Annotated in this window: 12 protein-coding genes and 1 tRNA gene; 12 read left to right on the forward strand and 1 reads right to left on the reverse strand. The window is 67.5% G+C overall.

Annotation, left to right across the window (positions count from 1 at the left end; genetic code table 11):
• Window position 1: 1 nt before the first annotated feature.
• The 9 genes from AC5P1C_RS13155 (at window position 2) to AC5P1C_RS13195 (ending at window position 9,919) form a co-directional block, all read left to right on the forward strand.
• Window positions 2–2,281, forward strand: coding sequence for an FdhF/YdeP family oxidoreductase (locus AC5P1C_RS13155; protein ID WP_493865942.1), 2,280 nt, complete (start codon window positions 2–4; stop codon window positions 2,279–2,281).
• A gap of 45 nt (window positions 2,282–2,326) precedes the next feature.
• Window positions 2,327–2,800: a PaaI family thioesterase gene (locus tag AC5P1C_RS13160; RefSeq protein ID WP_493865943.1), complete on the forward strand. Its 474-nt coding sequence runs from the start codon at window positions 2,327–2,329 to the stop codon at window positions 2,798–2,800.
• Between the two features lie 85 nt (window positions 2,801–2,885).
• On the forward strand, window positions 2,886–3,269 hold the full coding sequence (locus AC5P1C_RS13165) for a hypothetical protein (RefSeq protein ID WP_493865944.1): 384 nt from the start codon (window positions 2,886–2,888) through the stop codon (window positions 3,267–3,269).
• The gene (locus AC5P1C_RS13170) at window positions 3,260–3,901 is read left to right on the forward strand and encodes a Tat pathway signal sequence domain protein (protein WP_493865945.1); all 642 of its coding nucleotides are present in this window, start codon (window positions 3,260–3,262) and stop codon (window positions 3,899–3,901) included. The genes AC5P1C_RS13165 and AC5P1C_RS13170 overlap by 10 nt, the downstream gene beginning before the upstream one ends.
• Before the next feature lie 255 nt (window positions 3,902–4,156).
• Window positions 4,157–5,404 (forward strand): branched-chain amino acid ABC transporter substrate-binding protein, encoded by a 1,248-nt coding sequence (locus AC5P1C_RS13175; RefSeq protein WP_493865946.1) that lies wholly within the window; start codon window positions 4,157–4,159, stop codon window positions 5,402–5,404.
• Between the two features lie 149 nt (window positions 5,405–5,553).
• A complete protein-coding gene (locus tag AC5P1C_RS13180) occupies window positions 5,554–6,483 on the forward strand; it encodes an ABC transporter permease subunit (protein WP_160504439.1) in 930 nt (309 codons plus the stop codon).
• Between the two features lie 5 nt (window positions 6,484–6,488).
• On the forward strand, window positions 6,489–8,333 hold the full coding sequence (locus AC5P1C_RS13185; protein ID WP_493865947.1) for a branched-chain amino acid ABC transporter permease: 1,845 nt from the start codon (window positions 6,489–6,491) through the stop codon (window positions 8,331–8,333).
• Window positions 8,334–8,336: 3 nt separating this feature from the next.
• Complete coding sequence (locus AC5P1C_RS13190; protein ID WP_493865948.1) at window positions 8,337–9,206, forward strand: ABC transporter ATP-binding protein; 870 nt, start codon at window positions 8,337–8,339, stop codon at window positions 9,204–9,206.
• Window positions 9,203–9,919 carry an ABC transporter ATP-binding protein gene (locus AC5P1C_RS13195; RefSeq protein WP_389914538.1) on the forward strand — a complete coding sequence of 239 codons (717 nt, stop codon included), beginning with the start codon at window positions 9,203–9,205 and terminating at the stop codon, window positions 9,917–9,919. The genes AC5P1C_RS13190 and AC5P1C_RS13195 overlap by 4 nt, the downstream gene beginning before the upstream one ends.
• A gap of 85 nt (window positions 9,920–10,004) precedes the next feature.
• Here the strand turns inward: AC5P1C_RS13195 and AC5P1C_RS13200 are convergent, their stop codons facing one another.
• On the reverse strand, window positions 10,005–10,661 hold the full coding sequence (locus AC5P1C_RS13200) for an ANTAR domain-containing response regulator (RefSeq protein WP_344526157.1): 657 nt from the start codon (window positions 10,659–10,661) through the stop codon (window positions 10,005–10,007).
• 103 nt (window positions 10,662–10,764) lie between these two features.
• On the opposite strand from AC5P1C_RS13200, the gene AC5P1C_RS13205 reads away from it, so the two are divergent.
• From AC5P1C_RS13205 to AC5P1C_RS13215, 3 genes are all read left to right on the forward strand, one after another.
• Window positions 10,765–10,837: transfer RNA gene (locus tag AC5P1C_RS13205), tRNA-Leu, on the forward strand.
• A 125-nt stretch (window positions 10,838–10,962) separates the two neighbouring features.
• Complete coding sequence (locus AC5P1C_RS13210; protein WP_493865949.1) at window positions 10,963–11,718, forward strand: transcriptional regulator; 756 nt, start codon at window positions 10,963–10,965, stop codon at window positions 11,716–11,718.
• A 143-nt stretch (window positions 11,719–11,861) separates the two neighbouring features.
• Window positions 11,862–13,769 carry an alkyl/aryl-sulfatase gene (locus AC5P1C_RS13215; protein ID WP_493865950.1) on the forward strand — a complete coding sequence of 636 codons (1,908 nt, stop codon included), beginning with the start codon at window positions 11,862–11,864 and terminating at the stop codon, window positions 13,767–13,769.
• Window positions 13,770–13,790 lie beyond the last annotated feature (21 nt).

Below are 13,790 nucleotides of genomic sequence, written 5' to 3' on the forward strand. Positions count from 1 at the left end.
CATGGCAAGGAAGTCGCCCAAGGCTGATCCGGTCCAGGACGCGCCGCAGGTCGCCGAGGTCCAGCACGCCGCGGCGGGGCTCCCCGCCATCGGGCACACGCTGCGCATGGCCCAGCAGCAGATGGGTGTGCGCCGCACGGCGCTGACGCTGCTGCGGGTCAATCAGAAGGACGGCTTCGACTGCCCCGGCTGCGCGTGGCCCGAGCCCGAGCACCGGCACGCGGCGGAGTTCTGCGAGAACGGCGCGAAGGCGGTCGCCGAAGAGGCCACGCTGCGTCGCGTCACCCCCGATTTCTTCGCCGCGCACTCCGTGGCCGACCTCGCCACCCGCAGTGGGTACTGGCTGGGCCAGCAGGGCCGCCTCACCCAGCCGATGTATCTGGCTCAGGGCGCCGAACGCTATGAACCCGTCCCCTGGGAGCGGGCCTTCGACATCATCGCCGAGGAACTGGCCGCGCTGGACAGCCCGGACGAGTCCGTCTACTACACGTCGGGCCGCACCAGCAACGAAGCGGCGTTCCTGTACCAGCTGTTCGCCCGTGAGCTGGGCACGAACAACCTGCCCGACTGCTCGAACATGTGCCATGAGTCGTCCGGCTCCGCCCTCACGGAGACGATCGGGATCGGCAAGGGAAGCGTCCTCCTGGAGGACCTCTACAAGTCGGACCTGATCATCGTCGCCGGGCAGAACCCGGGCACGAACCACCCGCGCATGCTCTCCGCCCTGGAGAAGGCGAAGAACAACGGCGCGAAGATCATCACGGTCAATCCGCTGCCCGAGGCGGGCCTGGAGCGCTTCAAGAACCCGCAGACCCCGCAGGGCATGCTCAAGGGCACCGCCCTCACCGACCTCTTCCTGCAGATCCGCCTCGGCGGTGACCAGGCCCTGTTCCGGCTCCTGAACAAGCTCATCCTCGACACGGACGGGGCGGTCGACGAGGAGTTCGTCCGCGAACACACCCATGGGTACGAGGAGTTCACCGAGGCCGCGCGGGACGCCGACTGGGACGAGACCCTCGAAGCCACGGGCCTCACGCGCGAGCGCATCGAGGAAGCCCTCGCCATGGTGCTCGCCTCGAAGCGCACCGTCGTGTGCTGGGCGATGGGCCTGACCCAGCACAAGCACGCCGTGCCGACCATCCGCGAGGTCGTCAACTTCCTTCTGCTGCGCGGCAACATCGGCCGCCCCGGCGCGGGCGTGTGCCCGGTGCGCGGGCACTCGAACGTGCAGGGCGACCGCACGATGGGGATCTTCGAGCGGCCCGCGCCCGCCTTCCTCGACGCCCTGGAGAAGGAGTTCGGCTTCGCGCCGCCGCGCGAGCACGGCCTGGACGTCGTCCGCGCGATCAGGGCACTGCGGGACGGCGACGCGAAGGTGTTCTTCGCGATGGGCGGCAACTTCGTTGCGGCGTCGCCCGACACGGAGGTGACGGAAGCGGCGATGCGCAGGGCCCGCCTGACCGTCCACGTGTCGACGAAGCTGAACCGCTCGCACGCCGTCACGGGAGCCCGTGCGCTGATCCTGCCCACCCTCGGCCGTACCGAGCGGGACCTCCAGGGCAGCGGCGAGCAGTTCGTGACCGTCGAGGACTCCATGGGCATGGTGCACGCATCGCGCGGCCGGCTGGAGCCCGCGAGCCCGCACCTGCTCTCCGAGCCCGCCATCGTGTGCCGCCTCGCCCGCCGCGTCCTTGGCCCCGAATCGGCCACGCCCTGGGAGGAGTTCGAGAAGGACTACGCCACGGTGCGCGACCGCATCGCGCGCGTGATCCCCGGCTTCGAGGACTTCAACGCCAAGGTCGCCGACCCCGCGGGCTTCGCCCTCCCGCACGCGCCGCGCGACGAGCGCCGCTTCCCCACGGCCACCGGCAAGGCCAACTTCACCGCGGCGCCGGTCGAGTTCCCCGCCCTCCCGAAGGGACGGCTGCTGCTGCAGACCCTGCGCTCGCACGACCAGTACAACACCACGATCTACGGCCTGGACGACCGCTACAGGGGCATCAAGAACGGCCGCCGGGTCGTCCTGGTCAACCCCGAGGACGCCCGCGAGCTGAACCTCGCCGACGGGTCGTACGCCGACCTCGTCAGCGAGTGGAAGGACGGCGTCGAGCGGCGCGCGCCCGGCTTCCGGATCGTGCACTATCCGACGGCCCGGGGCTGCGCCGCGGCGTACTACCCGGAGACGAACGTCCTGGTCCCGCTGGACGCGACCGCCGACACCAGCAACACCCCCGCCAGCAAGTCCGTCGTCGTACGCCTGGAACAATCAGGGACCGACTGAGCGTTCGCTCAGCGACAGGTGAGGACGACGAACGGAGCCGGGCCCATGGGCGAGCAGCACAGCGTGAAGTTCCCGCAAGAGGTCATCGACGAGTACGCGGCGCTCGGCGTTGACCTGCCCGCCCTCTTCTCGGCCGGCGACCTGGGCACCCGGATGGGCGTCGAGATCGTCGAGGCCTCCGCCGACCGTGTCGTCGGCACCATGCCGGTCGAGGGCAACACGCAGCCGTACGGCCTGCTGCACGGCGGCGCGTCCGCCGTCCTCGCCGAGACCCTCGGTTCGGTCGGCTCGATGCTGCACGGCGGGAGCAAGAAGCTCGCCGTAGGCGTCGACCTGAACTGCACGCACCACCGCGGGGCGCGTTCGGGCCTGGTCACCGGCGTGGCGACGCCCGTGCACCGGGGCCGCTCCACGGCGACGTACGAGATCGTCATCACCGACGAGCAGGACAAGCGGGTGTGCACCGCGCGGCTGACCTGCCTGCTGCGCGACGTGGAGCCCAACGGCTCCGCCGGATAAGGCGGTTGAGGGCGGGCGCGCCCGCGCAGGTCCAGGTGCGGCGCGTGCATTGTCGGAGCGTGTGGCCCCGGTCTAGCGTCTGTCCATGAGGCACCGGAATCCGCTCTGTGCGCTCGCCCTCACCGCCCTCCTCGGCACTGCCGGATGCGCGGACCCCCCTTCCGCCGACGCCCCCCGTGGCGAGACCCCCTCCCTCTCCACCACGCCCCCCGAGGACCTGTGCACGGCCCTGATCGTCACGTGGGGCCGGCAGATCTACGACTCGGGCAAGGAGACCTACGGCGACTACCAGTCGATGGGCCTGTCCAACGGGCAGTACATGATCCTGCGGGACACCCTCGACCTGGCCCGCGCCGAGCGTGCGCGCCACGGAGCCGACGCCGGACGGAAGTTGATCTCCCGGGAGGCACGCGAACGGTGCGTGGAGCGCTACCGCCACGGTGAGCCGAGCGGCGGGCCGTGGGTGTGAACGCCATCGGCCCCATCGAGCCCGGGGACGACACCTACGAGACCCGCGCCACCCCGGTGGACGAGGTCGCCGTGCACCCCGTCCGGCCCCGCCCGCTGCTCACCCCGCTGCTCACCCGTCACCGCCGCACGGCCCTGGCCCTCGCCACGGCCACGGTCGTCGGGGCCGCCGGACTCAGCCTCTATCTGACCCGCCCCCGGCCCCCGGCGCCCCCGCCGCCCCTCTATCCGTCGCAGACCGTGTCCGTGACGTACGAGGGGAGGATGACGCAACCCCGGGCCGGAGACCGGGCGTTCAGCTTCACCGTCAGCCTCGCCCAGGACTCGGGGCCGCCGGTGTCCATCAGACGGATCGCCCAGGCGACCACGGCGCTGTCGGTGACCGTCGCCCCCCATACCCCATTCACCGTGAAAACGGGAACCCCTCGTACGGCACGCATCACGATGCACATTCGCGAATGCGGGAATGTGCAGCGGAATGCCGGACTCCCTTTCCTGGTCGTAACACTGCGTAATGCGCGCGCAATGCAGATACAGACCTTCATCCTCGGCTCGAGGTACGCAAAAGATCTTTCCGCGGCCCTGACAGCCGCATGCCCCCCGAACACTGATGTCATGAGTAAAACACCCTGACAGTCCTGCAAGTTCTCAGCATGCGGGATGCACCGAAGGTGGCGTATTCCGCCCCAACCACCCCCTGAGTTCCAGCCCGGAATACTCCGTGGCATAACAAGAGCGTCACACCTTTGGCCTGACCACTCCACCAGGAACAAAGCGGCCCTTAGAGTCACGGCCAGTCACCGCGCCCACCGGATTCCTGTCAGTTCGGTTCCGCGCTCGACTCGGCCACCCAACAGGGGACGGCCGTGCCAGGGGAAAGGACTGATCGTGCGTCAACGTTCGCTCATAGCCATCACCGCTGCATTCACCGCGGGGGCACTCACCCTCACCGCCTGTGGCTCACGCGACGACAAGGACAAGGGAGACTCCGAGGCCGGTGGCACCACCGTCGTCATCGGCGTCGACGCGCCGCTGACCGGTGACCTGTCCGCGCTGGGCCTCGGCATCCGCAACTCCGTGGACCTCGCCGCCCAGCAGGCCAACGAGAAGAAGTACGTCGACGGCATCACCTTCAAGATCGAAGCCGCCGACGACCAGGGCCAGCCCGCGTCGGGCCAGACCAACGCGACCAAGTTCGTCGCCAACAAGGAAATCCTCGGCGCCGTCGGCCCCCTGAACTCCTCGGTCGGCGAGTCGATGCAGAAGGTCTTCGACGACGCGAAGCTCGTCCAGGTCTCCCCCGCCAACACCAACCCGGCCATGACCCAGGGCCAGGACTGGAACGGCGGCAAGAAGGTCCGCCCGTACAAGGCCTACTTCCGCACGGCCACCACGGACGCCATCCAGGGCCCGTTCGCCGCGCAGTACCTGTTCAACAAGGCCAAGAAGAAGAAGGTCTTCGTCGTCGACGACAAGAAGACCTACGGCGCCGGCCTGGCCGCCACCTTCAAGGACGAGTTCACCAAGCTCGGCGGCAAGGTCGCAGGCACCGAGCACGTGAACCCGGACACCAAGGACTTCGGCGCCGTCGCCACCAAGATCAAGAACTCGGACGCCGACGTCGTCTACTACGGCGGCGAGTACCCCGCCGCCGGCCCGCTCAGCAAGCAGATGAAGAAGGCCGGCGCCAAGATCCCGCTCGTCGGCGGCGACGGCATCTACAGCGCCGACTTCGTCAAGCTCGCCGGCAAGGAAGGCAAGGGCGACTACGCCACCTCCGTCGGCCAGCCCGTCGAAGAACTGCCCTCCGCCAAGGAGTTCATCGCGAACTACAAGAAGGCCGGCTTCAAGGAGGCGTACGAGGCCTACGGCGGCTACTCCTACGACTCCGCCTGGGCGATCATCGAAGCAGTCAAGAAGGTCGTCGAGGACAACGACGGCAAGCTGCCCGACGACGCCCGCGCCAAGATCGTCGACGCCATGCAGGACGTCTCCTTCGACGGCGTCACCGGCAAGGTCTCCTTCGACGAATACGGCGACGCCACGAACAAGCAGCTCACCGTGTACCAGGTGAAGTCCACCGAGGACCCGACCAAGGGCTGGGAGCCGGTCGAGTCCGGCACCTTCACCGGCTGATCAACCCCGCAGCACGACACCACCGCGCGGGGCGCTGCCTCTGCAGCGCCCCGCGCGGCGTCGCATCCGTCACCTAAGCCGTCCGGCCCGCGGGGCCCACAGCCACCGCACGCAGGCCGCACGACACCGAAAGACTCGGAGGACCTGCGGTGCACGAACTGCCGCAACAGCTGGTCAACGGCCTGCTACTGGGATCCATGTACGGCCTGATCGCCATCGGCTACACAATGGTCTACGGCATCGTCCAGCTCATCAACTTCGCCCATGGCGAGATCTTCATGGTCGGCGGCTTCGGCGCCCTCACCGTCTGGCTCTGGCTGCCGGGCGGCACCAGCATGTGGCTCGCCCTGCCACTCATGCTCATAGGCGCCGTCATCGTCTCCACTCTCATCGCGGTCGGAGCCGAACGCTTCGCCTACCGCCCCCTGCGCGGCGCACCCCGCCTCGCACCCCTCATCACAGCCATCGGCCTCTCGCTCGCGCTGCAGCAGGCCGTCTGGGCCTGGTACCCCAACGCGAAGTCGTCCCGCACCTTCCCCGAGATGCCCGGCGACTCCATCCACATGGGCTCCATCACCATCCAGCCCGGCGACATCTTCCTGCTGATCACCGCCCCGATCTGCATGTTCGCCCTCGGCTACTTCGTGATGAAGACCCGCGTCGGACGCGGCATGCAAGCCACCGCACAGGACCCCGACACCGCCAAACTCATGGGCGTCAACACCGACCGCGTCATCGTCGTGGCCTTCGCGATCGGCGCCGCCTTCGCCGGCATCGCCGCCGTCGCCTACGGCTTCCGCTACGGAGAAGTCCAGTTCCGCATGGGCTTCCTCTGGGGCCTCAAAGCCTTCACCGCCGCCGTACTCGGAGGCATCGGCAACATCTACGGCGCGATGATCGGCGGCCTCGTCCTCGGCATCGCCGAAGCCATGGCCACCGCCTACATGAACGACATCCCCGGCATGAGCCAGCTCGGCGGGCAGTCCTGGGCCGACGTCTGGGCCTTCGTACTCCTCATCGTCGTACTCCTCGTCAGGCCACAAGGCCTCCTTGGCGAGCGCGTCGCGGACAGGGCGTGACAACCATGACCACACAGACCACCGCGGCCGACGCGCCCGCCCCCAAGCACGACAACACCCCCACCGGACTCATCGCCATCCCCGTGGGCCCCGCCCGCGCCCTGGCCACCGGCGGCGGCATCCTCACCGTCATCTCCACATTCCTCGCCTGGACCTGGACCTCCGCGTTCCCCGGTGACCTCACCGTCTACGGCTACCCCGGCGGCCTCCAGGTCCTCGTCCTGATCGCCGGCCTCCTCACCACCCTCTTCGGCCTCGCCTCCTACGGCGTCAAGGGCATCAGCGCCCTGACCCCCGGCGGAGCCGACGCCGCCCTCAAATACGCGGCACTCGCCGCCTTCGCCACCACCTGGTACACGATCATCTCCATCAGCTACCAGCTCGGCGGACTCGCCAACCTCGAGGTCGGCGGCTGGGTCGCCGCCATCGCCACCCTCGGCGCCTTCATCGGCGCCCTCGCCCTGCCCTTCGAACGGCCGCACACCTACGCGGTCGACCCCGAGGACACCGCCGGGGAACAGTTCAAACACCGCGCACGCAACGCGATGATCATCTTCAAGGGTGCCTTCGCCGCCGAAGCACCACCCACGCCGCGCAAGCTCCCCAGCTACGTCGAAATCCTCATCATCGTCGCCGCACTCGCCGTGGGCCTCCTGGTCTTCACCTACGGCATCGGCACCGAGTACGACGAACTCTTCGTCGGCTTCCTGATCACCGTGGCGTTCAGCTTCGCCGCACTGTCCAAAGCCGGACTCGTCGCCCAGGTCTCCACGTACACCGCACGGCACCGCAACATCACACTCGGCGGTGCCTTCGCCGCCGCCGCGGCCTTCCCGTTCACGCAGAGCGACGACCAGTACGCCACCATCGGCGTCTACATCCTCATCTTCGCCACCGTCGCACTCGGCCTGAACATCGTCGTCGGCCTCGCCGGACTCCTCGACCTCGGATACGTCGCCTTCCTCGGCGTCGGCGCCTACGCGGCATCCATGGTCTCCGGATCGCCGTCCTCGCCCTTCGACGTCCACCTGCCGTTCTGGGGCGCCATCCTCGTCGGCGCGAGCGCATCACTCATCTTCGGCGTGCTCATCGGCGCCCCCACCCTGCGGCTGCGCGGCGACTACCTCGCCATCGTGACCCTCGGCTTCGGTGAGATCTTCCGCCTCGTCGCGATGAACTCCGACGGCACATCCGGCCCCGACATCACCAACGGCTCCAACGGCATCTCCTCGATCCCGAACCTCAAGATCTTCGGCTTCGACTTCGGCATCGCACACAACATCTTCGGCGTCACCATCGGCCGATTCGCGAACTACTTCTTCCTGATGCTGCTCATCACCCTCGTCGTCGTCCTGGTCTTCAGGCGCAGCGGCGACTCCCGCATCGGACGCGCCTGGGTCGCCATCCGCGAAGACGAGACCGCGGCACTCGCCATGGGCATCAACGGCTTCCGCGTGAAGCTCATCGCCTTCGCACTCGGCGCCACCCTCGCCGGACTCGCCGGCACGGTGCAGGCACACGTCACCTACACCGTGACACCCGAGCAGTACCAATTCGCCAACACCGTCCCACCCAACTCGGCGTTCCTGCTCGCCGCAGTCGTCCTCGGCGGCATGGGCACCATCAGCGGGCCCCTCGTCGGCGCGGCACTCCTCTACCTCATCCCCAGCAAGCTCTCGTTCCTGGGCGACTACCAGCTCTTCGCCTTCGGCCTCGCGCTCGTCCTGCTCATGCGCTTCCGCCCCGAAGGCCTCATCCCCAACCGCCGCCGCCAGCTCGAGTTCCACGAAGCCGAACTGGCTCCCGGTGACACGCCGCCACCCACAGTCCTCAGCAAGACAGGGGCCTGAGCCATGACCACCGACACCACCACCAGCAAGGACAGCTCCGCCGCCTCCCCGGCCGGAGAAACCGTCCTCGACGCCCGGGGCGTCACGATGCGCTTCGGCGGCCTCACCGCCGTACGCTCCGTCGACCTCACCGTCAACAGCGGCGAGATCGTCGGCCTCATCGGCCCCAACGGCGCAGGCAAGACCACCTTCTTCAACTGCCTCACCGGCCTCTACATCCCCACCGAGGGCGAAGTCCGGTACAAAGGCAAGGTCCTGCCCAGCAAATCCTTCAAGGTCACCGCGGCCGGCGTGGCCCGCACCTTCCAGAACATCCGGCTCTTCGCCAACATGACGGTCCTGGAGAACGTCCTCGTCGGACGCCACACGCGAACCAAGGAAGGCCTCTGGTCCGCCCTCCTGCGCGGCCCCGGCTTCCACAAGGCAGAGACCAAATCCAGGGAACGCGCCCTGGAACTCCTCGAATTCGTCGGCCTCGCCGAGAAGGCCGAACACCTCTCCCGCAACCTGCCCTACGGCGAACAGCGCAAGCTGGAGATCGCCAGGGCCCTCGCCAGCGAGCCGGGTCTGCTCCTCCTGGACGAGCCGACCGCAGGCATGAACCCGCAGGAAACCCGCGCCACCGAGGAACTCGTCCTCGCCATCCGGGACATGGGCATCGCCGTCCTCGTCATCGAGCACGACATGCGCTTCATCTTCAACCTGTGCGACCGCGTGGCCGTACTCGTCCAAGGCGAAAAACTCGTCGAGGGCGACAGTGAAACCGTCCAGCAGGACGACCGCGTCATCGCCGCCTACCTGGGCGAACCCTTCGAAGGAGCCCCCGGCAGCACAGAAGCCGACGCCACGGGCAACGAGGAGAACAACCGATGACCGCACTGCTCGAAGTCGAGGACCTCAAAGTCGCCTACGGCAAGATCGAAGCCGTCAAAGGCATCTCCTTCAAGGTCGAGGCCGGCGAGGTCGTCACCCTGATCGGCACCAACGGCGCAGGCAAGACCACCACCCTGCGCACGCTCTCCGGACTGCTCAAGCCGGTCGGCGGCTCCATCAAATTCAACGGAAAAGCCCTGCGGAAATACCGCGCCGACCAAATCGTCGCGCTCGGCCTCGCCCACTCCCCCGAGGGCCGGCATATCTTCCCGCGCATGACGATCGAGAACAATCTGCGGCTCGGCGCATACCTGCGCAGCGACAAACCGGCCATCGAAAAGGACATCGCGCGCGCCTACGAACTCTTCCCCATTCTCGGAGAGCGCAGAAAGCAGGCCGCCGGCACGCTCTCCGGCGGTGAGCAGCAAATGCTCGCCATGGGGCGCGCGCTCATGTCCCAGCCGAAACTGCTCATGCTCGACGAACCCTCCATGGGACTTTCGCCGATCATGATGCAGAAGATCATGGCGACCATTTCCGAGCTCAAGTCCCAGGGCACGACCATTCTGCTCGTCGAACAGAACGCCCAGGCGGCGCTCTCGCTCGCCGATCACGGCCACGTCATGGAGGTCGGCAAGATCGTCCTGTCCGGTACCGGGAACGACCTGCTGCACGACGAGTCCGTACGCAAGGCGTACCTCGGCGAGGACTAGGACCCCGCCCCGGCATACGAGAAGGCCCGCACCCCGGCTTCGGGTGGTGCGGGCCTTCTCGTACTTCTCTTACACGAGCCGGGGGCTACTGCCCCTTCGCCGCCTTCTTCTCGTCGGCGTCCTCGATGACCGCCTCCGCGACCTGCTGCATCGAAAGACGCCGGTCCATCGACGTCTTCTGGATCCACCGGAACGCGGCAGGCTCCGTCAGGCCGTACTCCGTCTGCAGGATCGACTTCGCGCGGTCCACCAGCTTCCGCGTCTCCAGACGCAGGGTGAGGTCCGCGACCTCCTTCTCCAGCGTCTTCAGCTCCGTGAAGCGCGAGACGGCCATCTCGATCGCCGGGACGACGTCGGTCTTGCTGAAGGGCTTCACGAGGTACGCCATCGCGCCCGCGTCCCTGGCCCGCTCGACCAGGTCACGCTGCGAGAACGCGGTCAGCATGAGCACCGGGGCGATGGACTCCTCGGCGATCTTCTCGGCCGCCGAGATGCCGTCCATGACCGGCATCTTCACGTCCAGGATCACGAGGTCCGGCTTGTGCTCGCGGGCCAGCTCGACGGCTTTCTCACCGTCACCGGCCTCGCCGACGACGGTGTAACCCTCTTCCTCGAGCATCTCCTTGAGGTCGAGCCGGATAAGAGCCTCGTCCTCGGCGATGACGACACGGGTCGTCAGCGGAGGCACGTGCGACTTGTCGTCGTCATCGGCTACGGGCTGGGGCGACTCGGGGGAAGTCACGGGGGCTCCTAGGTACGGGGCAGGTTACTGCTTGCCTTGAGCCTACCTAGCTCCTGTATGTTTGAGGCACGGCGGGTCTCCGCTAACCTTCGTTCTGAAGGATGCCCCGGTAGCCCAGTGGCAGAGGCAGTGGTCTCAAACACCATCCAGCGTGGGTTCGAATCCCACCCGGGGCACTTTACCTTCGATTCGAAGGAACCTGCAGGGGTTGGCGATCTTCACTCGTCGCAGTGAACGCACCTTCGAATCCACGCAAGGCAGGCAAGATCCAGCCAAGCTCGGCCAGATGTACGACATCGGCGTGCGAAAGCGAGCCCTCGCGCTGGTCGGCCAAGGCCGCAGCCTGAACTCCGTCAGCAAGGAAGGCGGCATATCGCGCGCCGCGATCCGCTCCTGGCAGAGCCGCATCGAACCGCTCGACCGAGCGATGAGTCGGGCAGCTCCATGCGAAAGATGCTGCGACGTTCCCGGAAAGCCACAAGTCCCGGCCGCCTACTCCTACTTGCTGGGCCTCTACCTCGGCGACGGCTGCGTCAGCCTCCAGCGGCCAGGTGTCTACTCCCTGCGGATCGCCTGCGCCGACGCGTGGCCCGGTCTCATCGAAGCCTGCGCTGACGCCATCCAGTCCGTACGTCCGGACAACAAGGTCTGTCGCGTCCAGAGCGAGGGCTGCCAGTACGTCACCTGCTGGAGCAAGCACTGGCCCTGCCTCTTCCCCCAGCACGGCGCCGGCAAGAAGCACCACCGCACCATCGCGCTCGAACCCTGGCAACAGGAGATCGTCGACGCCCATCCCTGGGAGTTCATCCGCGGCCTCATCCACTCCGATGGCTGCCGCGTCAACAACTGGACGACCCGCCTCGTCGGTGGCGAGCGCAAGCGCTACGAGTACCCCCGGTACTTCTTCACCAACCTGTCCGGCGACATCATCCGGCTCTTCACCGACACCCTGGACAGCGTCGGCGTCGACTGGAAGGCGGCGAACCACCGCAACATCTCCATCGCCCGCAAAGCCTCCGTAGCCCTCATGGACACCCACGTAGGCCCCAAGTACTGACCGAAGTGCCGCCCCGGAGTACCGCCCCACCCCCACCCGCGCAATAGGACGCATCACTCCCCTCCCCCGCCCTCCCTGGGAGCTGCCCCAAATCCGCGGTGAACCCTTGCCCCGTCCCGTACCCCGCTGCGATCTTCGGCCGCATGACTCCTCCCCTGAACCGGCGTAGCTTCGTTGCCGCCGCCGCGGGTGCCGCTGCGGCGGCCGTGGCCATGAATCCGCAGACCGCCTCAGCGACCGACCGTGAGGGTACGAGCAAGGGCGGGGACGACTTCGCCGATGCCGACAAGGGGTTCATCGCCGCCCTCACGCCGGGGGTCGTGAAGAACTCCAAGGGGCAGGTCGTCTGGGACGGCGACGCGTACGACTTCCTCGAGGGCGACCCGCCCGCGTCCGCGCACAAGAGCCTGTGGCGACAGTCGCAGCTCGTGTCCAAGCAGGGGCTCTACAAGGTCACTGACCGTGTCTACCAGGTGCGTGGGCTTGATCTGTCGAACATGACGCTCGTCGAGGGTGACACCGGCGTCATCGTCATCGATCCGCTGATCTCGGCGGAGACCGCTGCCGCCGCGCTCAAGCTCTACCGCGCGTACCGCGGCGACAAGAAGGTCACCGGGCTCGTCTATACCCATCCGCACGTCGACCACTTCGGCGGCTGCCGAGGTGTCCTCCAGGACGGGGCCGGCGACGTGCCGATCCTCGCTCCCGACGGATTTATGGAGCACGCCGTCTCCGAGAACGTGTACGCCGGGACTGCCATGCAGCGGCGCTCCGGGTACATGTACGGCGCGCCGCTCCCCAAGTCCCCTGCGGGGCAGATTGGTTGTGGGCTCGGGCAGACCATTTCGGTGGGGTCGATCGGGTTGATTCCGCCCACCAAGGACATCACCGGGACCGGGCAGGTCGAGACGGTCGACGGGGTGCGGTTCGAGTTCCAGATGACGCCGGGGACCGAGGCGGCGGCCGAAATGAACTTCCTGCTCCCGGAGTTGCGTGCCGTCTGCATGGCGGAGAACGCGACGCACACGATGCACAACATCATCACGTTGCGCGGTGCGCAGGTGCGGGACGCCCGGCAGTGGGCGCGCTACCTGGACGAGTCGGTGGTGCTCTTCGAGGGGCGGGCGGATGTCGCCTTTGCCTCGCATCACTGGCCTACGTGGGGTGGGGAGGCCATCGTGGAGTTGCTGGAGCAGCAGCGGGATCTGTACGCGTATATGCACGATCAGACCTTGCGGATGATCAATAGGGGGATGACGGGGCGGGAGATCGCCGAGGAGATCGAGTTGCCGCCCGCGCTGGCCGGCGTGTGGGCGAACCGCGGGTACTACGGCTCCCTCAGTCACAACGTGAAGGGCGTCTACCAGCGTTACATGGGCTGGTTCGACGGTAATCCCGCGCATCTGTGGGAGCACCCGCCGGTCGAGGAGGCGAAGCGGTACGTGAAGGCCATGGGGGGCCGTGCGGCGACGGTCGCGAAGGCCAAGGCGTTCGCGCGGGGTGGTGACCTGAGGTTCGCGGTGACGTTGCTCAATCACGTGGTGTTCGCGGATCCGGGGCATAGGGCCGCCAGGTCCGAACTCGCCACGTTGTACGTGAGGTTGGGGCAGGCCGCGGAGAACGCCGTGTGGCGGAACTTCTATCTGATGGGCGCTCAGGAGCTGCGTGAGGGCGTCAAGGAGTCCCCCACCTCCGTGGCGAGTGCGGACATGCTGATGGCGCTTTCCGTGGATCAGCTGATCGATTCGGTGGCGATCCGTGTGAACGGTCCGAAGGCGTGGGATCTGAAGCTGCGGATGGACTGGAGTCTGCCGGCTCTGGGGAAGGTCTGGCATCTGGGCCTGCGGAACGGGGTGTTGACGTATCGCAGCGACACGAAGAGGGATCCGGGCGCCGGTGTCACGCTGACGATGACCAGGTCTCAGCTGCTCGCGATGCTGGGTGGCAAGGGGCTGGGTGACATCGAGGTCGAGGGGGATGCCTCGGTCCTCGCGGAGCTGCTCGGCGTGGTGGAGAAGCCGGATCCGAGGTTCGCCATCGTGACGCCCTAGGCGCGCACGCACCGAGGGGCC

The organism is Streptomyces sp. A18, from assembly GCF_059026065.1.